Below are 23961 nucleotides of genomic sequence, written 5' to 3'. Positions count from 1 at the left end.
AGTATGAATGGGGGCATGACGGTGCCGACGAAGCCTGATCGGTTCGCCCGCGAGCTGCGGCGATGGCGGACGCGCCGCCGCTTCAGCCAGCTCGACCTGGCGATCAGGGCCGACACCACCCAGCGCCACCTCAGCTTCCTGGAGCAGGGGAGATCCCGGCCCGGGCGGGCCATGGTGGTGCGGCTGGCCGAATCGCTGGACCTGTCGCTGCGGGAGCGGAACGGGCTGCTGCTCGCTGCCGGCTTCGCCCCCGTCTACACCGAGTCGAGGCTGGACGCGCCCGAGCTCGGCCCGGTGCGCGAAGCGCTGGAACGCATCCTCGAGGGGCACCTGCCGTACCCGGCGGCCGTCGTGCGGCCGTACGGGGAGCTGGTCGCCGCCAACGCGGCGTTCGGGGTGCTGGGCGAGGGGGTCGCGCCCGCGCTGCTGGAGCCGCCGGTCAACGTGCTCCGGCTCGCGCTGCACCCGGAAGGGATGGCACGCCGGGTGGAGAACCTGGCCGAGTGGGGGCGCCACATCACGGGCAGCCTGCGCGAGCAGGCGCTGCGCAGCCCCGATCCGGGGCTCGACGAGTTCATCGCCGAGCTGGACGGGTACCTGCCGGAGCTGGATCCGCCGGCCGAGCACCTCGGCTTCGCGGTGCCGCTGCGGTTGCGGGCGCCGGAGGGGGAGTTGCGGCTGATCAGCACGTTGACGTCGTTCGCGACCGCCGTCGACGTCACGCTGTCCGAGCTGCGGCTCGAAGCGTTCCTGCCCGCCGACGAGGCCACGGCGAAGATCCTCAGGCAGCGTGCCGCCACTGCTCACGGGTGAGGGCGAGATTCGCGGGTAGCGCGGTGTCACTGCTCGCGGGTGAGGCGGACGTATCCGTACGGGTTGAAGAACAGGTCGTCCTCGTCGTAACGGTCGCATGTGCCGGTGCGCAGCACCCAGCGTGGCGCGTCCTCGGTCATCCGGAACCCGGCGCCGTCCTCGATCTCCCGCGCCCGAGGGTCGGTCAGCAGGTAGATCGCCAGCGTGTCCAGGTGCGCGACCAGGCCGGGCAGGTCCTCCGGCGCAGGCGGCCGCGTACCGGGCTCGATCTCCACCTCGGGGGCGCCGAGCAGGTGCATGCCGCAGCTGTAGAGCACCTGACCGTCGTAGACGGGCCGCTTGACCCAGGCGGCGACGAGCGCGGCGGCCAGGTTCTCGTCCGTGGCCCCGGCCGCGTCGTCGGCCAGCGCGAGCCAGCGGGCGCGGCCGTGGGTGAGCCCGTTGCTCTCGTTCTTCACGGCCGCGGCGCCGGAGCGCAGCAGGGCGGCCGTCGCCGCCAGCAGCCGCCGGGACGTGTCGGCCGCCAGCTCCCGCATCAGCGGCGCCGACAGCAGGTAGCCGACGGTGTCGTGGGACCGCACCGCGTCCCGGTCCGCCTCGTCGAACGAGACGGCCGCCATGCTCGCCTCGAACGCGCCCGGCATCCTGGGGTCGGGCTCAGCCCCGGAGTACTCGCGGTCGAGCACGAAGCCGCCGAAGCCGGCCGCGATCCGTTGCATCTCCGAGAGCTCCAGGCCGGAGCCGAGCACGCACAACACATGCCGAGGGAAGACCTCACTCATCCCGGTACATTATCGATCAAGGCTGACGTCTCACGTGGATGTCCACGAATCCTGCAAGTGATCGTCAAGCGCGTCGCCCTACCGTGATCACGTTCCTGGGCGCGGGGGAGTGGTCATGAGAGGGTTCGGCAGGGCGATCTGGCTGGTCGCGGCAGGCGCGCTGGCGGGTGCGGCACTCGTCGCGGGCGGTGTGGCGCTGGCGGACGGGCCCCCGTGGAGCGGCGGCGGACAGGTCAGCTACGTCAAGGAGCGCAGGTCGATCCCGGCCGGCTACCTCTCCACGAACGTGGTGTGCCCGAAGGGGCAGCAGGCCGTCGGCGGCGGCTACGCCCATCTCGGCGAGCACGACCGGGAGAGCCCGGTGATCGCCGAGGTGAGCGCTCCCAGCAACACGAGCGGGAAGCCGGACGAGGTGAACAACGCGTGGAGCTTCTTCTTCATGAACGAAAAGGAGAAGACGACGCCGATCGACGTCTATGTGATCTGCGCGCCGATCGACGGCTGATGACCGCCGAGTGACCGATGCCGCGGGATGATTCCTCGCCTGCCGCGTGCGGGGCTGTGATCACGCGAATACGGAGGCGGGGCCGGCGGCACTATCCCGGAGTTCGGCTCTGATGGATACTGGCTCGAAAAAGCCGCCCTCTCGCAGTTTCGCGTTCGAGGAGAAACATGCCGAGTGAGCCTCTTGACGGGCTGATCGCCGCCGACCGGTCAGATGTGCACGAATCATCGTATATAGGTCAGCTCTTCGATGTGTTGGAGTCGGGATACCGGAAAGTCTTCATCGTCTGGCTTTCCCGGTGCTTGAGCGTCGCGAAAACGAGTCGGCTGGCTGCCGCGATCTCCGTCCTGCTCGTGGCGACCTGGCCGTACGTGGTCGATCTGCTGCTTCTTGTCGTGGCGCCGAGCCAGACACTGCGCGGCGGACAGGAACTGATGTGGACCGGCTCCGTCACCCTTACGGCTCTGCTCATGCTCGCCTTCGCGTGGAGCGCGTGGTCGTACGCGAAACGGCTCGTGGTTCCCCTGGGGCAACTGCTCGGCGACTCCCCGCAGCGCGGTGAGCTGCTCGTCTGGCTGCGCAGGCGCATGAGCTTCGGATGGCAGTTGCTGAGCTCGCTGTGCGGAGTCGCCATCGCCTGCGCCCTGGTGGTGTTCACGTCGTTGCAGCCGACGAGCAGCATGGAGTCGACGGTGGCTCTGTACGTGCATGCCGGATGGTCGGGATTCCTGGGCGGCAACGCGTTGTACTGGCTGATCACCTTCGCTGACCTGCCGCTGCGTATCCGGCGTTTCAGCGGGTTACGGTTCTCCTGGATCGACCCTGCGCGTACCCCTGCCATGGTCCACCTGTGCCGCTGCTATGCCCTGGTCTCGGCCGCGATGGGGGTGGGGCTCATAGGTACGGAGCTGACCGGCATCATCCTGGCCGCACAGAATCCCGGGATGGCGCTGAGCTTCTTCATCGTCAGCTTCCCTGTGGTGGGTGCCGGCATCGCCCTGTACGTCGGTGTGCAGCCGTACGTCACTCTCGCCAGGATCGTTCGCCATCACTTGGACGACATCCTCCTGCCGCTGCTGGAGCCTGATACGCATGCGCACGATTCATGGGTGCGGCTCAACAAGTCCGAGGAGCAACTAAAGGCGTATTCTTACTATTCGTCCTTGCGCGCGCTGCCCATCAAGACCGCGAATATCCTGCAATACGTCGCCGGAATCCTGGCCTCGCTCATCGTGTTCTTCTTCCAGCAATCCCTTTCGTGAACGTGCTGACCCCGCAGCGCGGGTCCTAGGACGAGGGGGCGGGTGCCGTCCAGCCGGCCAGGAGGCGGAGGGCGTCGGCGGTCGGGGAGCCGGGCTCGACGTTGTAGACGCACAACGTCTGGTCGGGATCGCCGGGAGGCTGGAAGGACTCGTAGGCGAAGTGCAGCTCGCCGACGAGCGGATGGTGGTAGTGCTTGGCGCCGTGCGTGCGGCGCAGCACGCGGTGGTCGTTCCACCAGGTGCTGAACTCGGGCGAGCGCAGGGTGAGCTCGCCGATGAGGTCGGCGAGGCGGCGGTCATGGGGGTAGCGGCCGGCTTCGAGGCGGAGCATGGCGACGGTCTCCGCGGCGATGCGCTCCCAGTCGCCGGTACGGGTGCGGGCCTCGGGGTCGAGCAGGTAGTACCTGGCCAGGTTGCGCTGCGTGGCGGGCAGGGCGTCGAAGTCGGTCAGCACCTCGCGGGCCAGGCGGTTGGCGGCCAGGACGTCGGTGCGGCGGCCGAGGACGAAGGCGGGCACGTGGTCGAGGGTCTGCAGCATCAGGTGCAGCCCCGGCCTGACCCGCTGCGGGCTGATGGGGGCGTGGCGGGCGGGCCGGGTGAGCAGGTCCGTGAGGTGCTCGCGCTCGGCGGGGTCGAGCTGGAGCGCCCGGGCGAGCGCCTCGGTCACCTCGGGCGAGGGGTTGCCCGCACGGCCCTGCTCCAGCCGCGTGTAGTACTCCGTGCTGACCCCGGCCAGCCTGGCCACCTCGTCGCGGCGCAGGCCGGGCACGCGGCGGGGGCGGCCGTCGGCGGGCAGCCCCGTACGGTCCGGCGTGATCCGGGCGCGGCGGGTGCGCAGGAAGTCGGCGAGCTCGCGACTGCGGTCCATGTCCCCAGTGTGGCCCGGCCCGCGTGCCGGCGGGGCCGCCGGGGTGGCCCTGCCAGTACCTGTTCCGCGGTTACCTGCCTGGTCAGGGCAGCCTGGGGCACCCCGCGAGCGGGGTCGCGGGTGGTGTGCTGGTGGAGGAGCGCGGCGACCGGCCGCGCAGGACGTCGAAGGGCGTACACACCATGAACACCTCTCTTTCCGGCCGCGTGGCCGTCGTCACCGGTGCCTCCAGCGGGATCGGCGAGGCCACGGCCGAGCACCTGGCCGGGCTGGGCGCGCGGGTGGCCGTTCTGGCACGCCGCGCGGAGCGGCTGGACGGCCTGGTCTCCCGCATCGAGCGGGCCGGGGGCCGGGCGCTGGCGCTGGCGGCCGACGTCACCGACGCGGCGGCGGTGCGGGCCGCCGCCGAGCGGGTGGCGGCCGAGCTGGGCGGCGCCGACCTGCTGTTCAACAACGCGGGCGTGATGCTGCCCGCCCCGGTCGAGGAGCTGGCCGCCGACCAGTGGCAGCACCAGATCGACCTGAACATCTCGGGCCTGATGAACGTGATCGGCGCGTTCGTCCCGCAGCTCGTCGTGGCCGCGGGCGAGCGCGGTGTGGCCGACCTGATCAACACCTCGTCGATCGCGGCGCAGAACATCTTCCCGAACTTCGCCGTCTACTCAGGGACCAAGGCGTTCGTCACGCACCTGTCGCGGCACCTGCGGGTCGAGCTGGGCCCCAAGAACGTGCGGGTCTCCGCGATCGAGCCGGGCATCGTCGGCACCGAGCTGCAGAGCCACGTCACCGACGAGGGTGCGCGGGCGTGGCTGGAGGGCTCCAAGCAGACGATGGAGTGGCTCACGCCGCAGGACGTGGCGCAGACGGTCGGGTTCGTGGCGAGCCTGCCGCCGCGGGCGAACCTCCAGCAGGTCACCATCATGCCCACCGCCCAGCAGAGCTGACGATGAGTTCCGCCCGCCGGGCGGGTCATCATCGGCAGGGGACCCCGGCAACCGATGGGAGCACGCTCATGAGGATCACCTTGGCCACGTACCTCTCGCTGGACGGCGTCATGCAGGGGCCCGGCAGGCCCACCGAGGACCCCAGCGGCGGCTTCGAGCACGGCGGCTGGCAGTTCCCCTACGCGGACGAGGAGCTGGGCACCTTCTCCGAGCAGTGGTTCGCCGAGGCGGATGCGTTCCTGCTGGGCCGCAGGACGTACGAGATCTTCGCGGCCTTCTGGCCGACCGTCACCGAGGCGGACGATGTGATCGCGACCAGCCTCAACGCCCTGCCCAAGTACGTCGTCTCGACGACCCTGGACAGGGCCGAGTGGCACAACACGACGATCATCAGGACCGACGTGCTCGAGAAGGTCGCCGAGCTGCGGGAGCGTCCGGGCCGCGAACTGCAGATCCACGGCAGCGGCGCGCTGGCCAGGACGCTGCTGGACCACGGCATGATCGACGAGCTGCGGTTGTGGACGTACCCGGTCGTCCTGGGCAGCGGCATGCGGCTGTTCGAGCCGGGGCGTACGGCGACGGCGATGCGCCTGGTCGAGTCCAGGACGACGGGGAGCGGCTGCGTGGTCAGCGTGTACCGGCCGGCGGGCAAGCCCACGTACGGCGACTTCGCGCAGGAGGGCTGAACGGCGCGCCTGGGAAGCGGCCCGGTTCGGTGGGCGGCGGCGGAAGCCTGGGAAGCGGCCCGGTTCAGGGGGCGGCGGCGGGAAGCCTGATCTCGAAGGCCGCGCCCCTGCCCGGCGCCGACCGCAGCTCCACCCGCCCGCCGTGCGCCGCCACGATCGACCGGACGATGGCCAGCCCGAGCCCGGCCCCGCCCGTGGCGCGGGCACGGGAGCCGTCCGCCCGGTAGAAGCGGTCGAAGACCCTCGACGCCTCCTCGGGCTCCAAGCCCGGCCCCTCGTCGGCGATCACCAGCACCGCCTCGCCGCCGTCCGTGCCGACCCCGATCCTGACCGGCGTGCCGGCGGGCGTGTGGGTGACGGCGTTGCCGACGAGGTTGCTGACCACCTGCCGCAGCCGGGCCTCGTCGCCCAGCACGGGAGCGCTGGCGGCCGGGCCGCCGGAAGGGCCGGTGAAGGCGATGGGCCTGGCGGGGTCGAGGGCGGCGAAGTCGTGCCGGGCGTCGGCGGCCAGCGTACGCAGGTCCATCGGGGTCAGGTCGAGCCCCGGGCCGTCGCTCTCGTCGAGCCCGGCGAGCAGCAGCAGGTCGTCCACCAGCTTGGCCAGGCGGCCCGACTCGCTCTCGATGCGCGCCATGGCCGGCCCTGCCTCGGCGCCGCCCATGCGGTACAGCTCCGAGAAGCCCTTGATCCCGAACAGCGGGGTACGCAGCTCGTGGCTGACGTCGGCGACGAACCTGCGCATCCGGGCCTCCGACTCCACCTTCACCGCCACGCCCTGCTCGATCTGGGCGAGCATCGTGTTGAGCGAGCGGGCCAGCCGCCCCACCTCCGTACCGGGGGCGGCGGGCTCGGGCACGCGCCTGGTGAGGTCGCCGCCGGCGATGGCCGCCGCCGTCTCCTCCACGCGGCGCAGCGGGGCCAGCCCGGCCCTGATCGCGATCCCGCCCGCCAGCGCCAGGACGGCCAGCAGGATCGCGCCGGCCACCAGGCAGGCCGCGCGCACCCGGCTCACCGTCGCGTGCACGGTCTCCAGCGACACCGCGGCGACCACCCCCGAGTGCGCGGTGCCGCCGCGCGCGGGCAGCGCCACCACCCGCCACTCCCGCCCGTCCGCGCCCTCCACGGTGAACGGCTCGCCGGCGCGCGCCGCCACCTCGGCGGCGTCGAGGCGAGGCAGGCCGGGGCTCGCCAGGTCGCCGAAGGAGTGCAGCACGGCGCCGCCGGCGGACAGGTAACCCACGTACCCCTTCGTGATCAGGTCGAGCGGGTCCGCCGTCAGCGGCCGCCGGCCCACCTGGGCCTGCAGCCGGCCCAGCAACTCCGGCGGCATCGTGGACAACGCCCTGCTCATGGATGCGAGCTGGGCGTCCACCCGGGCCAGGAGCTGGTGCTCGAGCTGCCGCACGACGACCGAGCTGATCACCACCAGGCCGACGACCAGCAGGGCCACCGTGATCGACAGGAGCCGGGCCCGTAGCGACATCCTCCTCATGAGCGTGGTTTGCGCAGCAGGTAGCCGACCCCGTGCACGGTGTGGATCAGCCTGGGGCCGGTGGTGTCGAGCTTGCGCCGCAGGTAGCTCACGTACGTGTCGACGATGCTGGTGTCGCCGGCGAAGTCGTAGCGCCACACGTGCTCCAGGATCTGCGGCTTCGGCACCACCCGCCCGGCGTTCAGCACCAGGTGCAGCAGCAGCCTGAACTCGGTGGGCGACAGCCGCACCGGCTGCCCCGCCCTGGTCACCTGGTGGGCGTCGGGATCGACCTCCAGGTCACCGACGACGAGCGTGTGGTCGTCGGGGACCGCGCCGGTGCGCCGCAGGATCGCCCGGATGCGAGCCAGCAGCTCCTCCAGGTCGAACGGCTTGGTCACGTAGTCGTCGCCGCCGAGCCTGAGCCCGTTGATCTTGTCGGCGGTGGCGTCGCGGGCCGTCAGGAACAGCACCGGCACCGGGCCGGGGCGTCCCCCCGCCCTGGGCAGGCCGCGCAGGCGGCGGATGACCTCGAAACCGTCCAGGTCGGGCAGCATGACGTCGAGCAGCACCAGGTCGGGCGGGTCGAGCCGGGCCGCCTCCAGCGCCTGCGTGCCGCTGTCGGCCGAGGTCACGGTGAAGCCCGCGAAGCGCAGGGTCGCCGACAGCAGCTCCTTGACGGTGGGCTCGTCGTCGACCACCAGCAGCCGTTCGCCCAAGTGAGGCACCTCCCCGGTGTCCAGCGTAATCAGACGTCCCGCTGTTTGAACCGGACGAAGGCCGCGACCACCAGGACCGCGACGAAGGCGATGAACAGCCCGTACGCCACCACCGGCGGCAGCGCGGAGGTCCCGGAGAGGGCCTGGAAGGCGGTGGTGTTCGGCCAGAAGGTCTGGATGAAGTCGCGCACGGGAGCGGGCGAGGGAGAGGCCAGGATGGGCACCAGGAGGAACGCGGTGGCGGTGTTCACGGCGGAGGCCGTGGTGCGCAGCAGGAACCCCAGCGCCATCCCGAACAGCGCCAGCAGGGCCAGCACGACCGGCCCGAGCAGCAACATCCGCAGCGCGGCCGGGTCGCCCGGCATGACGTACGGCACCCCGTTCCCGGCCAGCGTGACCTGGCCGATCGTGTACATCAGCCAGATCGCGGCCACGCTCACCGGCAGGGCGGTCAGCACGGTCAGCCCGGCCTTGGCGGCCAGCAGCCGGCCGCGTGCGCCCACGGCGGCCAGGCTGGCCCGCATGGTGCCCGAGCCGTACTCGGAGGAGGTGATGAGCACCCCCAGCGCCGCGATCAGGAGCTGGGCGATGAACACACCGCGCATGCTCATGTCCAGCGGCTGGAAGTCCAGCCGCTCCTGCGCCGTGAGCTCGGCGTACTCGGTGGCCCCCGCGTTGCCGAACAACCACCCGAACGCCCCCGACACGGCGACGGCCGCCAGCGACAGCACCATGGTGGCCCTGATGCTGGCGAACTTCGTCCATTCAGCCCTGAGCAGCGCCGTCTCGATCATCGGGCCGCTCCGTACTCGACGGCGTCGCGGGTGAGGTCCATGAACGCCTCCTCCAGCGAGACGCGCCGCGCCGCCAGCTCGTACAGGGGCACGCTCTCCGCGCAGGCCAGCCGCCCGACGTCAGGCATGCTGAGGCCGGTGACCAGCAGCTCGCCGGCCTTTCCCGCCCGCACGTGCGCGCCGGCCAGCTCCAGCCGGCGGGCGAAGGCCGCCGCCTCCGGCGTGCGGACGACCACGGCCGCCCCCGTCTCGGTGAACTCGCCGAGGTCGCCCTCCGCGATGAGCCGGCCCCTGCCGATGACCACCAGCCGGTCGGCGGTCATCGCCATCTCGCTCATCAGGTGGCTGGAGACGAGTACCGTACGGCCTTCGGCGGCCAGCCCTCTGATGAGCGTGCGGACCCACCGGACACCCTCCGGGTCCAGTCCGTTGACCGGCTCGTCCAGCATCAGCACCGGCGGATCCCCGAGCAGCGCGGCGGCGATGCCCAGCCGCTGGCTCATCCCCAGCGAGAAGCCGCCCGCCTGCCTGCCCGCCACGTCCGACAGCCCGACGAGGTCGAGCACCGCGTCCACGCGGGAGGCCGGCAGGCCGTTCGTCTGCGCCAGGTAGAGCAGGTGCTTGTACGCGGTGCGCCGCGGGTGCACGGCCTGCGACTCCAGCATCGAGCCGATCACGCGCAGCGGGCGCGGCAGCTCGTGGTGGTGACGGCCGTTGATCGTGGCCTTGCCGGCGGTGGGCAGGTCCAGGCCGAGGACCATGCGCATGGTCGTGCTCTTTCCCGCGCCGTTCGGGCCCAGGAAGCCGGTGACGAGGCCCGGCCGTACCGTGAAGGTGAGATCGTCCACGACGAGCTTCTCGCCGTAGCGCTTGGTCAGTCCGTTGAGCTGGATCATGACGTCCAGCGTGCGGCGGGTGGTTGGCGGGACTCTGGGCGGTTCTGTGAGTTCTCTGTGAGCGCGGGGCCGCCACGTGGTGTGCGTGGCGGGGCCCGCGCCGGATCCACAGGAATGTCTCAGGAGAGCGCCGCCCTGAGGCGGGCGGCCAGCTCCTCGGCCTGCTCCCCGGTCCGGGGCAGCACGCCGTTCTCCGCCATCAGCGCGTGGAACTGCTGCTCCTCGTACGGGGTGCCGGGCGGCAGCGCGGCGATGTGCCAGTGCAGGTGCGCGTTGCCCTGCTGGCTGCCCAGGGAGAGCACGTACGTGCGCTCCGACGGCACCACCGCCTCCACGGCCAGCGCCACCCTCCTGACCACGCCCATGATCGCATGGAAGTCGTGCTCGTCGAGGTCGCGCACGACGTGCTCGACGTGCCGCTTCGGGCTGACCAGCACGTAGCCGGGGACGGTGGGGTGGCGCGGCAGGAACGCCAGGTGCCGCTCGTCCTCGTAGACGATCTGTTCGAGGGCGTGATCCGGGTCGCCGGCCACGATGGCGCAGATGAAGCAGGGGCGCGACCTCACCCGTGCCACGTAGGCGGCGACGTCGAAGGGCACTTTCCGCTCAAGATCCATCACCTGATGATGTCAGGCCGCGGCCTCCACGGCCTCGCGGGCGGGCAGGGAGCCCAGCTCGGCCGGCTCCCGGCGCGGGAGCAGCCGTCCGGACAGCGCGATCAGCACGCCGAGCACGACGCCGATGCCGAGCGCCGTACGCAGCGAGGTCGCGTCCGACAGGAACCCGATCACCACGGGGCCGAGCAGCAGCCCGGCGTACCCCATGGCGCCGGCCTGGGCGATCGCGGGTCCGGGCGCGTCCGTGGCCGTGCCCGCCAGCGACAGCGTGAGCGGCGAGATGGTCGCCACGCCGAGCCCGACGAAGAACATCGCGGACACCGCCACCAGCGCCGCCGGCGCCAGCAGCACGACCGCGAAGAACCCGGCCGTGGCCACCCCGGACACGGTCAGCATCCCGCGCACCCCGAACCTGACGCGCAGCCGGTCACCCGTGAGCCGGGCGATCAGCATGCCCGCCTCGAAGACCGGGTAGCCGAGCGCCGCCACGGCCTCGGGTGCCCCCAGCTCGTCACGCAGGTAGAGGCCGTTCCAGTCGGCCACGGTGCCCTCGACCATGAACGCGAAGAACATGATCGTGCCGAGCAGGTAGACGATCGGCGGCATGCGCCGGCGGCCCTGCCGCGCGGTCTCCGCCGCCGGGGGCTCCGGCAGGTACGTACGGCCGAGCAGCACCATGACCGGCAGCGAGACCAGGGCGACCAGCGCCACGTTCACGGTGAACGGCAGGCCGGCGGCGATCGCCAGGCTGCCCAGCCCGCCCGCCGAGATGGCGCCCACGCACCAGCCGGCGTGCATGCCGTTCATCAGCGGGCGCCCGTACGCCTGCTCGACAGCGGAACCCTGGGCGTTCATGGCGACGTCCACGGTGCCGAAGGCCATGCCGAAGAGCGCCACGGCCACCAGGAGCAGGGGAAGGTCCGGAGCCAGGGCCACGCCGAGGAGGCCGAGTGCCGTCAGGGGGCCGCCTGCCCGCAGGAGCGTCCGGCTGCCCACGCGCGCCATGACGCGCCGCATGGACTGCATGGTCACCAGAGCGCCCAGGCCCCATACCAGCAGGATCGTCCCGACCATGGCCTCGGACAGGCCGAGTTTGTCGGTCAGGGCGGGGATGCGCACGGTCATCGTGCCCACCATCAGGCCGGCAAGGACAAAGGTGAGGACCGCCCCGTAACGGGCACTCCTCAGCTCGCGGGTCATAAGGCCACCTCACTGAAGTTCGTAGTTTTTCGTGATGAATCGGGCATAGCAGTGTGCTGCGGGGCAGCACGGGGCCCGGCGTGCCGGGCCGACCGGGGTCGGGCCGGTCCGAGGGTCGAGTCGGCCGGGGGTCGGCGTGTGGGCCTGCCGGGGGTCAGCGTGCCGGGCCGTCGGGAAGCCGCTGTCCTGACGCCTCCTGGCCGGAGAGCGATGGGCAGCGGCGTCGACGGGCGACTCCGACCGGGCGGTCGGCGGCGATGGCCTGCCCTGGTGCGGGCGTACCGGAGGGAGGCGGCACGCGGGCACACCGGGGGACGCGACCCGCATCCGGGCCACGACGTCGGGGCAGGGTGGTTGGCGGGCCGGCCGTACGGCGGCCCGGGACGAAGGGGGCAGGACCTAGGCGGACGCGGGTTCGATGAGCGCTTTGAGGCGCTGCTCCAGGACCTGGAGGTCCGCTTCGGTGTTCAGCTCCGGGTCGTGGCTGGCCACGTCCCAGAGCCCCTCGCACGCGAGGCGGACGATCTGCGAGGCCACCGGGTCGGGCTCCTGGCTCAGCTCCTCGCGATGCCATCGGGTCATGGCCTCGCGCAGCGGCGCCAGCAGGAAGAGGTTGCCCGACGCCCCCGTGACGACCGCCCATCGCCGCAGCCTGCCGGAGCGGACGGCGGCCAGGGTGGCACCCAGGTAGCGCTCGGTATACGTGCCGCCGGGCTGAGCGGCCATGAGTGTGTCGAAGTCTTCGATCAACCGCTCCACCATGCCCTTGATCAGGGCCTCTTTGGAGCCGTAGTGATAGAGCAGACCGCCCTTGCTCACGCCCGCCCGGTCGGCCACGGCCGCCAGGGTGAGCGCGGCCGAGCCCTGGTCGCAGAGGAGGTCCTCTGCCGCGTCCAACAGCTCGTCCCTTCGCATGCCTCGACTATACCGTCCGGACGGTACAGTCGCAAACGAGATACCCTGAGCACGTGACCAGACCGTCGGCCTACCTTGATCATGCGGCGACCACCCCCATGCTGCCCGAAGCGATCGAGGCCATGACGGCTCAACTCAAACGCGTCGGAAATGCTTCCTCGCTGCACGCGGCCGGTCGCCAGGTGCGCCGGGTGGTCGAGGAGTCGCGCGAGACGATCGCCGGCGCGCTCGGGGCCAGGCCGAGCGAGGTCGTGTTCACCTCCGGCGGCACCGAGGCCGACAACCTCGCGATCAAGGGCCTCTACTGGGCGCGCCGCCCGCGCAGGCGCGTGCTGATCAGCTCGGTGGAGCACCACGCCGCGCTCGACCCCGCCCAGTGGCTGACCGACAGCCAGGGCGCCGAGGTGGAGCTGCTGGAGGTGGACGAGCACGGCCGGGTGCACCCCGAGACGCTGCGCGCCGCCATCGAGCGCGACCCCGACGGCGTGGCCATGATCAGCATCATGTGGGCCAACAACGAGGTGGGCACCGTGCAGCCGGTCCACGTGCTGGCCGCCATCGCGCACGACCACGGCATCCCGTTCCACACCGACGCGGTCCAGGCGGTCGGGCAGCTGCCCGTGTCGTTCTCCGGCTCGGGGGCCGACGCGCTAACGCTCACCGGCCACAAGATCGGCGGGCCGATGGGGGTCGGGGCGCTGCTGCTGGCCAGGGGGCTGACGCCGGTCTCCGTCCAGCACGGCGGGGGGCAGGAGCGCGACGTGCGCTCCGGCACGCTCGACGCGCCCGCCATCGCGGGGCTCGCCGCCGCCGTCAGCACCGCCGTGCGGGAGCAGGAGGCGCTGGAGCGGCGGCTGGTGGAGCTGCGTGACGAGCTCATCCGGCGCGTCCGCGAGGCGGTGCCCGACGTGGTGCTCAACGGCGACCCCGTCAACCGGCTGCCCGGCAACGCGCACTTCTCCTTCCCCGGCTGCGAGGGCGACGCGCTGCTGATGCTGCTCGACGCCAAGGGGGTGGAGTGCTCGACCGGTTCGGCCTGCTCGGCCGGCGTCGCGCAGCCGTCCCACGTGCTGCTGGCCATGGGGGCCGACGCGGCGGCGGCGCGCGGCTCGCTCCGCTTCACGCTGGGGCACACCTCCACGCGCGACGACGTGGACCGGCTGATCGAGGTGCTCCCCGGCGCGGTGGAGCGGGCCCGGCGCGCGGGGCTCGGCTGACCCCGCGCCGAGGCGCGCAGCTGCCGGGCCGGGCGCTGCTCAGGTAAGGAACGGCGCCACCGCGGTCCAGGCCGGGTCGGAGCTCACGTCGACCCGGGGCTCGCCCTCCTCCCAGCCCACGATCAGCTCCTTGGCGTGGATCGCGGCCTCGCCCGTGGGGTCGGCGTACACGTGGATGATCCGGTGGCCCTCGGCGCTGAGGTGCGCGGCCAGCACGGCGTCGTCGCGCAGCTTGAGCAGGCGGGCGGCCAGGCGCTCCTCGAAGTCGCGCAGCGCGGCCAGGGAGTCGCCGACCGGCAGGCCGTTCTCGTCGCGGTGCGCGTACGGGAGCGTGATCGCGATGTGCTGGTCGAAGAGCGGGTGGTCCACCGGACGCAGCGGGTGGCGGGCCGTGGCGACCAGCGGCGCGCCGGTGCCGGTCTGGCCCTCCAGGAGCATCCACTCCTCCTCGGAGTATCCCGAGGCCACGTCGGCGACGACGGCGGGCAGGTGCACCGCCGCCACGGAGTCGATCGGCTCGAACGTGACCGCCGTGATCTCGCCCACCCACCTGGCCACGTCGTCCTCGCCGAGCAGCCAGTCGAGGGCCAGCAGCGTGGTCTCCAGCCGGGTGTCCTCGTCGAGCTCGCCGAAGACGGGGTGGTAGGCGGCCACGTCGACCCTGGGCTGGTTGCGCGGCACGCGCAGGCCGAGCGTGAGCTTGTCGAGCTCGAACACGAAGCCGCCCACGTCGAGCTTGAGCTCCGTCGCCTGCGGGTTGGCCTGGCGCGACGGGTGGAACTCCCACAGCAGGTCGGACGGCGGCGCCGCCTTGGCCCAGCGGTGCGCGAGCGAGCGCAGCTCGGCGTCGCCCGCCGCGGTCACCACCAGGGCGTGCGCGGCCTGCCTGCCGGGGGCCACCTCGTAGACCAGCCCGGGGTTGATCGCGGCGACCGCCGGGGTGAGCAGCTCCTCCACCCCTTCGGCGTCGCCCGCTCCCAGCAGGGCGTCGAGCCGCGGCCTGGCCTCCTGCCACCACGCCCAGAATCCGGCGATGGCCTCGGCCGGCCCGGCGGCCCCTTCGTCTGCGTCCTTGCGCCCGAACAGTCGCATGGTCGAATACTCCCAGACCGAGGGCATGGTCGCGCACTCCCAGGCGGACAGTACGCTGGAACGGTCATGGGACTGCGTGTGCTTGCCGCCATGTCGGGCGGCGTCGACTCCGCCGTGGCCGCCGCTCGGATCGCCGAGGCCGGTCACGACGTCACTGGTGTCCACCTAGCGCTGTCGGCAAACCCCCAATCCCACCGCACGGGGGCCAGGGGCTGCTGCACGATCGAGGACTCGCGCGACGCGCGCCGCGCCGCCGACGTGATCGGCATCCCCTTCTACATCTGGGACATGGCGGAGCGCTTCCAGCGCGACGTGGTCGAGGACTTCGTCTCCGAGTACGCCGCGGGCCGCACCCCCAATCCCTGCCTGCGCTGCAACGAGAAGATCAAGTTCGCCGCGGTGCTGGACCGGGCGCTGGCCCTGGGCTTCGACGCCGTCGCCACCGGCCACCACGCCAAGCTGGTCGACGGGGTCCTGTCGAGGAGCGTCGATCACGGCAAGGACCAGTCGTACGTGCTCGGCGTGCTCACCCGTGAGCAGCTCGGGCACGCGATCTTCCCGTTGGGCGACTCGACCAAGGCCGAGGTGCGCGAGGAGGCCGCCAGGCGCGGCCTGACCGTCGCCGACAAGCCCGACAGCCACGACATCTGCTTCATCGCCGACGGCGACACGCGCGGCTTCCTGGCCGAGCGGCTCGGCGCGGCCGAGGGGCCGATCGTCGACCAGAGCGGCGAGGTCGTGGGCAGCCACCAGGGGGCTCACGGGTTCACGGTCGGCCAGCGCAAGGGCCTGCGCATCGACCGGCCGGCGCCCGACGGCAGGCCGCGTTACGTGCTGTCCATCGAGCCGGTGTCCAACACGGTGACGGTCGGCCCGCGTTCGGCGCTGGCGGTGACCACGATCACCTGCGGCGCCCCGGTGTGGAACGGCCCGTCCGGCCGCGACGACCTGACCGTGCAGCTCAGGGCGCACGGCGAGGTCTACCCGTGCCGGTTCGAGGAGCGCGGGGGCGGGCTGACGATCGAGCTCGCCCGGCCCGCGACGGGTGTCGCGGCGGGCCAGGCGGCCGTGCTCTACTCGGGGGCGACGGTGATCGGCTCGGCCACCATCGTCTCCGCTAGCTGAGCGTGGTCGACTCGCCGACCGGGATGCGGCGGATGTCGGCGCCCTGCTTGTCGGCCTCCATCTTCAGCCAGCCGTCCACCAGGCGGTAGCCGAGCTCGCCGTAGAGGGCGTCATGGGTGGAGTACGCCCGCGCGGGGCGGATCTCGCGCAGGTACTCCACCACTTCGCCCAGCTTCAGCCACGGCGCGCCGGTCGGCACCAGCAGCGTGCCCACCTCGGCCTGGGGGACGGTGAGCGCGTCGCCCGGGTAGAACAGCTCGTCGTCGAGCAGGAAACCGACGTTCTGCACGACGGGTATGTCGGGGTGGTTCCTGGCGTGCCACTCGCCGAAGACCTTGACCTGGAAGCCGGCCGTCTCGAAGTCGTCGCCGTGCCGCACGACCTGGACCTTGCCCGGCACCTCGGCCAGGTTCGCCGCGACGGCCTCGCAGGTCCAGATCTCCAGCTCGGGTGAGGCGGCCTTCAGCTTCTCGACGTCCACGTGGTCGTAGTGCTCGTGGGTGATGAGCACCGTGTCGGCGCCGTCGAGCACCGGGTCCCGCGTGAACGTGCCCGGGTCGATGACCAGGACCTTGCCGTCCTTCTCCACGCGCACGCAGGCGTGGCCGAATTTCGTGAGCTTCATTCGGCAGAGCCTACGCTTGTGCCCATGTCTACGTGGGAAGCCACCGGGGTCGGTTCGCATCCGGGCGAGGATCATCTTGAAGCGATCAGAGTCGTGTTCGGCGAGGTGCCAGGGCTGCCGTACCTGCCCGAGCTGCCCGCCAGGGGCGTCGGCGCGGACATGGTGGGGCGGACGGCCGCGCTCCTCGTCGACCTGCCCGTGGAGGTGCAGCCCTCCGGGTGGCGGCTGGCCGACCGGCCGGGGCGCGACCACCAGCGGGCCGTCGATCATCTGCGGCGCGACCTCGACGGGCTGGAGGAGGTCGGTCACGACTACACGGGGCCGCTGAAGCTGCAGGTCTGCGGGCCGTGGACGCTGGCCGGGTCGATCGAGCTCAAGTTCGGGGACAAGATGCTCTCCGACGCGGGCGCCGTACGCGATTTGACCGCCTCGCTGGCCCAGGGCGTGGCCGAGCACTGCGCCGAGGTGCGGCGGCGGCTGCCCGGGGTGACCGAGATCGTGCTCCAGCTCGACGAGCCGGGGCTGCCCGGGGTGCTGACGGGGACCGTGCCGACCGCCTCCGGGTTCGGGCGGCTGGCGGCCGTCGAGGAGTGGCGGGTGGAGGAGTCGCTGCGCTCGTTCGAGGATCCCGTCGTGCACTGCTGCGCGCCGGGCGTGCCGTACGCGCTGCTGCGCAGGGCGGGGGTGCGGGCCGTGTCGGTGGACGCGGCGCTGCTGCGGCGCAGGGACGACGAGGAGCTGGGCGAGCTGTTCGAGGCCGGGACGGCGCTGTTCATGGGGGTCGTGCCGGGCAGGGACACGCGGCTGGCCGGCCCCGGCGTGGTGGCCAAGCCGGCGCTGGAGCTGTGGCGGCGGCTGGGGTTCGCGCCCGACCGGCTGGCCTCGCAGGTCGTGCTGACCCCGGCCTGCGGGCTGGCGGGGGCCTCCCCGGCGTACGCGCGGGCGGCGCTGGCGGCCTGCCGGAAGGCGGCGCAGGTGCTCAGGGACGATCCGCGAGAGGGTTGAGCGGTGGTTGTGTCGGTGCTCGACGATAGCGTTTGCACAGGTCATCGTACGGAAGGAGGCTCACGTGGATGAGGTCGAGGGTGTCCCGGTGAGTGCGCTCAAGCGGCACGCCGAGCTCAGCGAGCTGGTCGAGGACGCCCGCTGGCGCTACTACGTGCTCGACCAGCCGACGGTGAGCGACGCCCAGTTCGACGGGTGGTTCAGGGAGCTGCTCGCGCTGGAGGAGGCGCATCCGACGCTCCAGACGCCCGACTCGCCCACGCAGAAGGTGGGCGCCGCGCCGTCGGGTGACTTCGCCAAGGTGCAGCACCTCAACCGGATGGAGAGCCTCGACAACGCCTTCGACGCCGAGGGCATGGCGGCCTGGCAGGCGCGCGCCGAGCGGCTGGCCGAGGGCGATCCCGGCCCCTACCTGTGCGAGCTGAAGATCGACGGGCTGGCCGTGGCGCTGGTCTACCGTGACGGCAAGCTGGAGCGCGGCGCGACCCGCGGCGACGGGCGCACGGGTGACGACGTGACGGCCAACGTCCGCACGATCAAGGGCATCCCGCACCGGCTCAAGGGCGACGACATCCCGAGCCTGGTCGAGATCCGCGGCGAGGTCTACATCCCGGTCGAGGGCTTCAAGCAGCTCAACGAGCAGCTCGTGGAGCAGGGCAAGCCGCCGTTCGCCAACCCGCGCAACTCCGCGGCGGGCACGCTGCGGCAGAAGGACCCGCGCATCACGGCCCAGCGGCCGCTGCGGATGCTGGTGCACGGCATCGGCATCTGGGAGGGCACGCAGGAGCCGCGGACGCAGTCCCACTGCTATGACCGGCTGCGCGAGTTCGGCCTGCCGGTCAGCGACCTGTACAAGGTGGTGCCGGATCTCGACGGGATCAACGAGTTCATCGAGCACTACCGCGCGCACCGGCACGACCCCGCCTACGAGATCGACGGGGTGGTGGTGAAGGTCGACGACTTCCGCACGCAGCGGGAGCTGGGCTCGACCTCGCGGGCGCCGCGGTGGGCGATCGCGTACAAGTACCCGCCGGAGGAGGTCAACACCAAGCTGCTCGACATCCAGGTGGGCGTGGGGCGGACGGGGCGCGTCACGCCGTACGCGGTGATGGAGCCCGTCGTGGTGGCCGGCTCGACCGTCGAGCGGGCCACGCTGCACAACGCGGCCGTCGTGGTCAAGAAGGGCGTGCTCATCGGCGACACCGTGGTGCTGCGCAAGGCGGGCGACGTCATTCCCGAGATCGTCGGGCCGGTCGCCGCGCTGCGCGACGGGTCGGAGCGGGAGTTCGTCATGCCCACGCACTGCCCGGAGTGCGGCACCGAGCTGGCGTACGAGAGGGAGGGCGACGCCGACCTGCGCTGCCCCAACGCGCGCGGCTGCCCGGCCCAGATCCGCGAGCGCATCTACTTCGCGGCAGGCCGGCGCGCGCTCGACATCGACGGGCTGGGTTACGTCGCGGCCACGGCGCTCACCCAGCCGCTGCCGCCGCAGGAGCCGGTGGTGCGCACCGAGGCCGACCTGTTCGACCTGACCCTGGAGAAGCTGCTGCCGATCAGGTCGGTGGTCCGCGACCAGGACACCGGCCTGCCCAAGATGGACCCGAAGACCGGCGAGCAGAAGGTCGTCACCTTCTTCTCCAACCTCGACGGCCAGCCCAGCGCCGGCGCCCGGCTGCTCATCGAGGAGCTGGAGCGGGCCAAGCAGGTGCCGCTCGCGCAGATCCTGGTGGCCCTGTCGATCCGGCACGTCGGCCCGCCCACCGCGCGCGACCTGGCCGACGCCATGCGCTCGATCGACGCCGTCATGAACGCCTCCGAGGAGGAGCTGGCCGCGGTCGAGGGCATCGGACCCAGGGTGGCGGCCACGATCAAGGAGTGGTTCGAGGTCGACTGGCACCGGGAGATCATCGAGCGGTGGCGGGCGGCCGGGGTCCGGATGGAGGACGAGCCGGCGCCCGAGAAGGGGCCGCAGACGTTGCAGGGGCTGACGTTCGTGGTGACGGGCACGCTGGAGGGTTACACGCGTGACACGGCCGCCGAGGCGCTGACCAGCCGGGGCGGGAAGGTGTCCGGGTCGGTGTCGAAGAAGACGTCGTTCCTGGTGGCGGGGGAGAACGCCGGGTCGAAGTATGACAAGGCGGTCAGTCTCGGCGTGCCGATTCTCGACGGGGCCGGGTTCGAGGTGCTGCTCGCCGAGGGGCCGGAGGCGGCGGCCGGGGTGGCGGTCACGCCGGAGGGCTAGCGTCAAGTCCGACAGAGGGGTTCGTCCGCAGGGGTGCGGGCGGGCCCCTTCTTCGTTGTGTGCTCGGTTTGCTACTGAGGGTGCTTTTTGGGTATATGTCGGGAAGGAGAAGTGACGGAACGTACGCGCTTGGTTTCGCGAAGTGGGGTGAAGGTCGTACCCTCCCATAGTGACCTAATGGGGGTTCTGTTACCGATGACTGACCCAACCGACACCCGCGACACCGGACCACGCGTCGGCACACCCTTGTGGGGCTACCTCGCGGGAATCACTGTGATCGGCTTCACCGCTCTGGTGGTGGCCATGCTCAGGCTGGACGCGGCCGGGGTGGCGGGCCTGGCCCGCACGCCGCTGTTCTGGGTGCTCGCGGTGCTGGTGATCCTGGGGGAGCTCCGGCCGGTGATGGTGTCGTCCGCGACGACCGTCGGCGGCACGTACCCGTCCACCATGTTCACCTTCGCCGTGCTGCTCCACCTGGGGCTGCCCGTGGCGGTGCTGATGCAGGCCGTGGCCGTCGTGATCAATGGCGTGGTGACGCGCAGGTCGTGGCACCGGGTCATGTTCAACATCGCCCAGTCCACGCTCGCGCTCACCGCCGCGGCCGTGGTGCTGGGGACGTTCGGCATCGTGCCGAGCCCGGCCGCGCCGTGGGTGCCCGGCGGGGGCGACCTGCTGGCGATCGCGCTGGCCGGCATCGCCTACTTCGTCACCAGGGCCACCCTCGTGAGCGGCGCGGTCGCGCTGCACGAGCGGCGCTCGATCATGCGCGTGCTGAAGGCCACCGTGGGCCCGCAGAGCCTCGTCTACACCGGCCTGCTGGGCCTGGCGCCCCTGGTCGTGGTGGTCATGAGCCACTCGCCCGGCCTCGTGCCGCTCTTCGTCGCCCCGCTGGCCGCCGTCTACTTCACCGCCACGCTCTCGATGCGCCGCGACCACCAGGCCCTGCACGACGAGCTGACCGGCCTGCCCAACCGCAAGATGCTCATCGTCAGCACCGAGGAGGCGCTGGCCGAGGCGCGCCAGGACGAGCGGGTCGGGCTGTTCCTGCTCGACCTCGACCGGTTCAAGGAGGTCAACGACACGCTGGGACACCCGGTGGGCGACCGGCTGCTGCAACTGATCGCGCACCGGCTCACCCATTCCGTACGGCCCGGCGACGTCGTGGCCAGGCTGGGCGGCGACGAGTTCGCGGTGCTGCTGCCCTCGATCAGGGACGCCCACGCGGCCAGGGAGGTGGCGGCCCGGCTGCGGGCGGCCCTGACCGAGCCCGTACGCCTGGAGGGCATGACGTTCGACCTCGACGCGTCCGTCGGCATCGCGCTCTACCCGGAGCACGCGCCCGACTTCGAGCTGCTGCTGCAACGGGCCGACGTGGCCATGTACCTGGCCAAGGAGGGGCGCACCGGCGTCGAGCTCTACCAGCCCGACAAGGACCGCAACTCGCCCGAGCGCCTCACCCTGCTCGGCGACCTGCGCCGGGCCATCGACAACCGCGAGCTGCGCCTGCACTACCAGCCCAAGGTGGGGCTGGGCGGCGGCGACATCCAGGGGGTCGAGGCGCTGCTGCGCTGGCGGCACCCGGTGCACGGGCCGATCGCGCCGTCGGACTTCGTGCCGCTGGCCGAGCAGTCGTACCTGATGCGGCAGCTCACCGCGTACGTGGTAGAGGAGGCGCTGGAGCAGGCGGCGGCCTGGTGGCACACGGGGCTGCGGGTGCAGATCTCGGTGAACATCTCCGCCCGCGACCTGCTCGCCTCCGCGCTGCCCGAGCAGCTCGAGGTCGGCCTGGCCAGGTACGGCCTGCCGCCCACCGCCATCCAGCTGGAGGTCACCGAGCGCATCCTGACCGGCGACCAGGCCTACACCCAGGAGACCATCAAGGCCCTGGCCGCGCTCGGCGTCCCCCTGGCCCTCGACGACTTCGGCACCGGCTACTCCTCGCTGATCCGGCTCCAGCGGCTGGCGGTGTCGGAGGTCAAGATCGACGCCTCGTTCGTCCGCCGGATCGCGGAGTCGGAGGACGACTACCGCATCGTGCGCTCCATCGTGGACCTGGTCCGCTCGCTCGGGCTGCGCTCGGTCGCGGAGGGCGTGGAGTCGGACGACGTGGCGATGCGGCTGGTGGAGATGGGCTGCGACGTGGGGCAGGGCTGGCTGTTCTGCCACCCGATGCCGGCCGAGGAGGCCGCCGTGTGGCTGCGCGACCGGGCGGGCGGCGCGGCGGAGTACGGGTACCAGCCTGAGGTCAGCAGCTCGGCCTGAGGATGTTGCCGGTGGGTTGATGGTTCGGGGCTGCTTGGTCAAGCCCCCTAGGATGGCAGTGTCCAAAGACTCCATCCACGAAACGGGTTCAACGACTCATGTCCGCCATAACCCGCGACGAGGTCGCACACCTGGCCCGGTTGTCCAGGCTGGCGCTGACCGACGACGAGCTCGATCACTACGCCACCCAGCTCGATGCCATCATCGAGTCGGTCGCGAAGGTGGCCGAGGTCGCCGCCGAGGACGTGCCGCCTTCGTCGCACGCGCTTCCGCTGACCAATGTCTTCCGTGCCGACGAGGTGCGACAGTCCCTGACGCCCGACCAGGCGCTCGCCGGCGCCCCCGCCGTCGAGGACGACCGCTTCCGGGTGCCGCGCATCCTCGGGGAGGAGGCATGAGCTTGATCCGTAAGACCGCCGCCGAGCTGGGGTCGATGATCGCCGCCGGCGAGGTGTCGGCCGTGGAGGTGGCCGAGGCGCACCTCGACCGCATGGCCGAGGTGGAGCCCAAGGTCAAGGCGTTCCTGCACGTCGATCGCGAGGTCACGCTGGAGCAGGCGCGGGCCGTGGACACCAGGCTGCGGGCCGGCGAGAAGCTCGGGCCGCTGGCCGGAGTGCCGATCGCGCACAAGGACATCTTCACCACCCACGACATGCCGACGACGGCCGCCTCCAAGATCCTCGAGGGCTGGCGGCCCCCGTACGACGCGACCGTCACCGCCCGCCTGCGCGAGGCCGGGCTGGTCATCCTGGGCAAGACGAACCTCGACGAGTTCGCCATGGGCTCCTCGACGGAGAACTCCGCCTACCACGCCACCCACAACCCGTGGGACCTGACGAAGATCCCCGGCGGCTCGTCGGGTGGCTCCAGCGCGGCGGTGGCCGCGTACGAGGCGCCGCTGTCCACGGGCACCGACACCGGCGGCTCCATCCGGCAGCCCGCCTCGGTGACCGGCATCGTGGGCATGAAGCCCACCTATGGCGGCTCGTCCCGTTACGGCCTGATCGCCTTCGCCAGCTCGCTCGACACGCCGGGGCCGTTCGCCCGCAACGTCCTCGACGCGGCGCTGCTGCACGAGGCGTTCTCCGGCTACGACCCGATGGACTCCACCTCGATCGACGCGCCCGTGCCCTCGGTCGTCGAGGCCGCCAGGAACCCCGACGTCGCCGGCATGCGGATCGGCGTCGTCAAGGAGTTCGCCGGCGAGGGTTACCAGGCGGGCGTCCTGGCCCGCTACCACGAGGCCGTCCAGCTCCTGGAGTCGCTCGGGGCCAAGGTCGTCGAGGTCTCCTGCCCGTCGTTCACGACCGCGCTGCCCGCCTACTACCTGATCGCGCCCTCGGAGTGCTCGTCCAACCTGGCGCGCTTCGACGCCATGCGGTACGGCCTGCGCGTGGGCGACGACGGCACCCGCAGCGCCGAGGAGGTCATGGCGCTGACCAGGGCCGCCGGGTTCGGCCCCGAGGTCAAGCGGCGCATCATGCTGGGCACGTACGCGCTGTCGAGCGGCTACTACGACGCCTACTACGGCCAGGCGCAGAAGGTGCGCACGGTCATCGCGCGCGAGTTCGAGGCCGCCTACCAGCAGGTCGACGTGCTGGTGTCGCCGACGACGCCGACCACGGCGTTCGCGATCGGCGAGCGCGCCGACGACCCGATGGCGATGTACCTCGCCGACCTGTGCACGATCCCGTCCAACCTGGCGGGCAACGCGGCCATGTCGGTGCCGTGCGGCCTGGCCGACGAGGACGGCCTGCCGGTGGGCCTGCAGATCATGGCCCCGGTCCTGGCCGACGACCGCTGCTACCGCGTGGGCGCGGCCGTGGAGCAGGCCCTGGAGAGCCGCTGGGGCGGCAGCCTGCTGTCCAAGGCCCCGGAGCTGTAGGGCGACCCGCACATGCTGCACCGATCCGAACGAAGG

The 23961-nt window shown here is 71.8% G+C and carries 23 protein-coding genes; 12 read left to right on the top strand and 11 right to left on the bottom strand.

The genetic code is table 11. The features are described 5' to 3' along the window. Window positions 1-15: 15 nt before the first annotated feature. Window positions 16-813: a helix-turn-helix domain-containing protein gene (locus ACBJ32_RS28605; protein ID WP_375129303.1), complete on the top strand. Its 798-nt coding sequence runs from the start codon at window positions 16-18 to the stop codon at window positions 811-813. A gap of 26 nt (window positions 814-839) precedes the next feature. Here ACBJ32_RS28605 and ACBJ32_RS28600 read toward each other — a convergent pair whose 3' ends face one another. Continuing rightward, window positions 840-1595, bottom strand: a complete 756-nt coding sequence (locus tag ACBJ32_RS28600) for a hypothetical protein (protein WP_375129302.1) — start codon at window positions 1593-1595, stop codon at window positions 840-842. Between the two features lie 115 nt (window positions 1596-1710). Between ACBJ32_RS28600 and ACBJ32_RS28595 the strand changes: the two genes are divergently transcribed. Further along, the gene (locus ACBJ32_RS28595) at window positions 1711-2100 is read left to right on the top strand and encodes a hypothetical protein (protein ID WP_375129301.1); all 390 of its coding nucleotides are present in this window, start codon (window positions 1711-1713) and stop codon (window positions 2098-2100) included. Between the two features lie 167 nt (window positions 2101-2267). Further along, window positions 2268-3362, top strand: a complete 1095-nt coding sequence (locus tag ACBJ32_RS28590) for a hypothetical protein (protein ID WP_375129300.1) — start codon at window positions 2268-2270, stop codon at window positions 3360-3362. A gap of 25 nt (window positions 3363-3387) precedes the next feature. On the opposite strand, the gene ACBJ32_RS28585 is transcribed toward ACBJ32_RS28590, so the two are convergent. Then, window positions 3388-4230: a helix-turn-helix transcriptional regulator gene (locus ACBJ32_RS28585; RefSeq protein ID WP_357872094.1), complete on the bottom strand. Its 843-nt coding sequence runs from the start codon at window positions 4228-4230 to the stop codon at window positions 3388-3390. A 23-nt stretch (window positions 4231-4253) separates the two neighbouring features. Between ACBJ32_RS28585 and ACBJ32_RS28580 the strand changes: the two genes are divergently transcribed. Together ACBJ32_RS28580 and ACBJ32_RS28575 are read left to right on the top strand one after the other, a co-directional pair. After that, window positions 4254-5174 (top strand): SDR family oxidoreductase, encoded by a 921-nt coding sequence (locus ACBJ32_RS28580; protein ID WP_375129299.1) that lies wholly within the window; start codon window positions 4254-4256, stop codon window positions 5172-5174. A gap of 68 nt (window positions 5175-5242) precedes the next feature. Beyond that, window positions 5243-5860, top strand: a complete 618-nt coding sequence (locus ACBJ32_RS28575) for a dihydrofolate reductase family protein (protein ID WP_375129298.1) — start codon at window positions 5243-5245, stop codon at window positions 5858-5860. A 64-nt stretch (window positions 5861-5924) separates the two neighbouring features. Here ACBJ32_RS28575 and ACBJ32_RS28570 read toward each other — a convergent pair whose 3' ends face one another. The 7 genes from ACBJ32_RS28570 to ACBJ32_RS28540 form a co-directional block, all read right to left on the bottom strand. Then, entirely contained in the window at window positions 5925-7352 is a 1428-nt protein-coding gene (locus ACBJ32_RS28570; RefSeq protein WP_375129297.1) for a sensor histidine kinase, read from the bottom strand. After that, on the bottom strand, window positions 7349-8050 hold the full coding sequence (locus ACBJ32_RS28565; protein ID WP_375129296.1) for a response regulator transcription factor: 702 nt from the start codon (window positions 8048-8050) through the stop codon (window positions 7349-7351). Before ACBJ32_RS28565 ends, ACBJ32_RS28570 begins: the two co-directional genes overlap by 4 nt. Before the next feature lie 29 nt (window positions 8051-8079). After that, window positions 8080-8844, bottom strand: a complete 765-nt coding sequence (locus ACBJ32_RS28560; protein WP_375129295.1) for a hypothetical protein — start codon at window positions 8842-8844, stop codon at window positions 8080-8082. Further along, window positions 8841-9740, bottom strand: a complete 900-nt coding sequence (locus tag ACBJ32_RS28555; RefSeq protein WP_375129294.1) for an ABC transporter ATP-binding protein — start codon at window positions 9738-9740, stop codon at window positions 8841-8843. Before ACBJ32_RS28555 ends, ACBJ32_RS28560 begins: the two co-directional genes overlap by 4 nt. A 119-nt stretch (window positions 9741-9859) precedes the next feature. After that, window positions 9860-10357 (bottom strand): HIT family protein, encoded by a 498-nt coding sequence (locus ACBJ32_RS28550; RefSeq protein WP_375129293.1) that lies wholly within the window; start codon window positions 10355-10357, stop codon window positions 9860-9862. Window positions 10358-10369: 12 nt separating this feature from the next. After that, a complete protein-coding gene (locus ACBJ32_RS28545) occupies window positions 10370-11557 on the bottom strand; it encodes an MFS transporter (protein WP_375129292.1) in 1188 nt (395 codons plus the stop codon). 399 nt (window positions 11558-11956) lie between these two features. Continuing rightward, the gene (locus ACBJ32_RS28540; protein WP_375129291.1) at window positions 11957-12472 is read right to left on the bottom strand and encodes a TetR/AcrR family transcriptional regulator; all 516 of its coding nucleotides are present in this window, start codon (window positions 12470-12472) and stop codon (window positions 11957-11959) included. Between the two features lie 53 nt (window positions 12473-12525). On the opposite strand from ACBJ32_RS28540, the gene ACBJ32_RS28535 reads away from it, so the two are divergent. Next, window positions 12526-13689 carry a cysteine desulfurase family protein gene (locus tag ACBJ32_RS28535; protein WP_357872121.1) on the top strand — a complete coding sequence of 388 codons (1164 nt, stop codon included), beginning with the start codon at window positions 12526-12528 and terminating at the stop codon, window positions 13687-13689. 39 nt (window positions 13690-13728) lie between these two features. Here the strand turns inward: ACBJ32_RS28535 and ACBJ32_RS28530 are convergent, their stop codons facing one another. Continuing rightward, window positions 13729-14781 carry a DUF695 domain-containing protein gene (locus tag ACBJ32_RS28530; RefSeq protein WP_357872124.1) on the bottom strand — a complete coding sequence of 351 codons (1053 nt, stop codon included), beginning with the start codon at window positions 14779-14781 and terminating at the stop codon, window positions 13729-13731. A gap of 66 nt (window positions 14782-14847) precedes the next feature. Here ACBJ32_RS28530 and mnmA point away from each other — a divergent pair, with 66 nt between their 5' ends. Continuing rightward, window positions 14848-15906 (top strand): tRNA 2-thiouridine(34) synthase MnmA, encoded by a 1059-nt coding sequence (gene mnmA / locus ACBJ32_RS28525; RefSeq protein WP_375129290.1) that lies wholly within the window; start codon window positions 14848-14850, stop codon window positions 15904-15906. Here the strand turns inward: mnmA and ACBJ32_RS28520 are convergent. Continuing rightward, a complete protein-coding gene (locus ACBJ32_RS28520) occupies window positions 15899-16531 on the bottom strand; it encodes an MBL fold metallo-hydrolase (protein ID WP_375129289.1) in 633 nt (210 codons plus the stop codon). The genes mnmA and ACBJ32_RS28520 overlap by 8 nt on opposite strands. A 24-nt stretch (window positions 16532-16555) precedes the next feature. Here ACBJ32_RS28520 and ACBJ32_RS28515 point away from each other — a divergent pair, with 24 nt between their 5' ends. From ACBJ32_RS28515 to gatA, 5 genes are all read left to right on the top strand, one after another. After that, the gene (locus ACBJ32_RS28515) at window positions 16556-17536 is read left to right on the top strand and encodes a methionine synthase (protein WP_375129288.1); all 981 of its coding nucleotides are present in this window, start codon (window positions 16556-16558) and stop codon (window positions 17534-17536) included. 64 nt (window positions 17537-17600) lie between these two features. Beyond that, window positions 17601-19778: an NAD-dependent DNA ligase LigA gene (ligA, locus tag ACBJ32_RS28510; RefSeq protein WP_375129287.1), complete on the top strand. Its 2178-nt coding sequence runs from the start codon at window positions 17601-17603 to the stop codon at window positions 19776-19778. Window positions 19779-19973: 195 nt separating this feature from the next. Beyond that, the gene (locus ACBJ32_RS28505; protein WP_375129286.1) at window positions 19974-22040 is read left to right on the top strand and encodes a putative bifunctional diguanylate cyclase/phosphodiesterase; all 2067 of its coding nucleotides are present in this window, start codon (window positions 19974-19976) and stop codon (window positions 22038-22040) included. 98 nt (window positions 22041-22138) lie between these two features. Beyond that, entirely contained in the window at window positions 22139-22438 is a 300-nt protein-coding gene (gene gatC / locus ACBJ32_RS28500; RefSeq protein WP_043618492.1) for an Asp-tRNA(Asn)/Glu-tRNA(Gln) amidotransferase subunit GatC, read from the top strand. Then, window positions 22435-23925: an Asp-tRNA(Asn)/Glu-tRNA(Gln) amidotransferase subunit GatA gene (gene gatA / locus ACBJ32_RS28495; protein WP_357872141.1), complete on the top strand. Its 1491-nt coding sequence runs from the start codon at window positions 22435-22437 to the stop codon at window positions 23923-23925. The genes gatC and gatA overlap by 4 nt, the downstream gene beginning before the upstream one ends. Window positions 23926-23961: the final 36 nt, after the last annotated feature.

The sequence above is a fragment of the Nonomuraea sp. GTA35 genome (assembly GCF_041950525.1).
Taxonomy (GTDB): domain Bacteria; phylum Actinomycetota; class Actinomycetes; order Streptosporangiales; family Streptosporangiaceae; genus Nonomuraea.
Note: the sequence above shows the minus strand (reverse complement) of the source record. Positions and strands in the feature narration are given on the sequence as shown.

Bases quoted from the DNA above. Each gene is read 5' to 3' on its own strand.
- ACBJ32_RS28560 (WP_375129295.1), bottom strand. From the start codon at position 8,844: ATGATCGAGACGGCGCTGCTCAGGGCTGAATGGACGAAGTTCGCCAGC.
- ACBJ32_RS28515 (WP_375129288.1), top strand. From the start codon at position 16,556: ATGTCTACGTGGGAAGCCACCGGGGTCGGTTCGCATCCGGGCGAGGAT.
- gatA (WP_357872141.1), top strand. From the start codon at position 22,435: ATGAGCTTGATCCGTAAGACCGCCGCCGAGCTGGGGTCGATGATCGCC.
- ACBJ32_RS28550 (WP_375129293.1), bottom strand. From the start codon at position 10,357: ATGGATCTTGAGCGGAAAGTGCCCTTCGACGTCGCCGCCTACGTGGCA.
- ACBJ32_RS28555 (WP_375129294.1), bottom strand. From the start codon at position 9,740: ATGATCCAGCTCAACGGACTGACCAAGCGCTACGGCGAGAAGCTCGTC.
- ACBJ32_RS28540 (WP_375129291.1), bottom strand. From the start codon at position 12,472: ATGCGAAGGGACGAGCTGTTGGACGCGGCAGAGGACCTCCTCTGCGAC.
- ACBJ32_RS28600 (WP_375129302.1), bottom strand. From the start codon at position 1,595: ATGAGTGAGGTCTTCCCTCGGCATGTGTTGTGCGTGCTCGGCTCCGGC.
- ACBJ32_RS28575 (WP_375129298.1), top strand. From the start codon at position 5,243: ATGAGGATCACCTTGGCCACGTACCTCTCGCTGGACGGCGTCATGCAG.
- ACBJ32_RS28530 (WP_357872124.1), bottom strand. From the start codon at position 14,781: ATGCGACTGTTCGGGCGCAAGGACGCAGACGAAGGGGCCGCCGGGCCG.
- ACBJ32_RS28505 (WP_375129286.1), top strand. From the start codon at position 19,974: ATGACTGACCCAACCGACACCCGCGACACCGGACCACGCGTCGGCACA.
- ACBJ32_RS28605 (WP_375129303.1), top strand. From the start codon at position 16: ATGACGGTGCCGACGAAGCCTGATCGGTTCGCCCGCGAGCTGCGGCGA.
- ACBJ32_RS28595 (WP_375129301.1), top strand. From the start codon at position 1,711: ATGAGAGGGTTCGGCAGGGCGATCTGGCTGGTCGCGGCAGGCGCGCTG.
- mnmA (WP_375129290.1), top strand. From the start codon at position 14,848: ATGGGACTGCGTGTGCTTGCCGCCATGTCGGGCGGCGTCGACTCCGCC.
- gatC (WP_043618492.1), top strand. From the start codon at position 22,139: ATGTCCGCCATAACCCGCGACGAGGTCGCACACCTGGCCCGGTTGTCC.
- ACBJ32_RS28545 (WP_375129292.1), bottom strand. From the start codon at position 11,557: ATGACCCGCGAGCTGAGGAGTGCCCGTTACGGGGCGGTCCTCACCTTT.
- ACBJ32_RS28520 (WP_375129289.1), bottom strand. From the start codon at position 16,531: ATGAAGCTCACGAAATTCGGCCACGCCTGCGTGCGCGTGGAGAAGGAC.
- ACBJ32_RS28570 (WP_375129297.1), bottom strand. From the start codon at position 7,352: ATGAGGAGGATGTCGCTACGGGCCCGGCTCCTGTCGATCACGGTGGCC.
- ACBJ32_RS28585 (WP_357872094.1), bottom strand. From the start codon at position 4,230: ATGGACCGCAGTCGCGAGCTCGCCGACTTCCTGCGCACCCGCCGCGCC.
- ACBJ32_RS28590 (WP_375129300.1), top strand. From the start codon at position 2,268: ATGCCGAGTGAGCCTCTTGACGGGCTGATCGCCGCCGACCGGTCAGAT.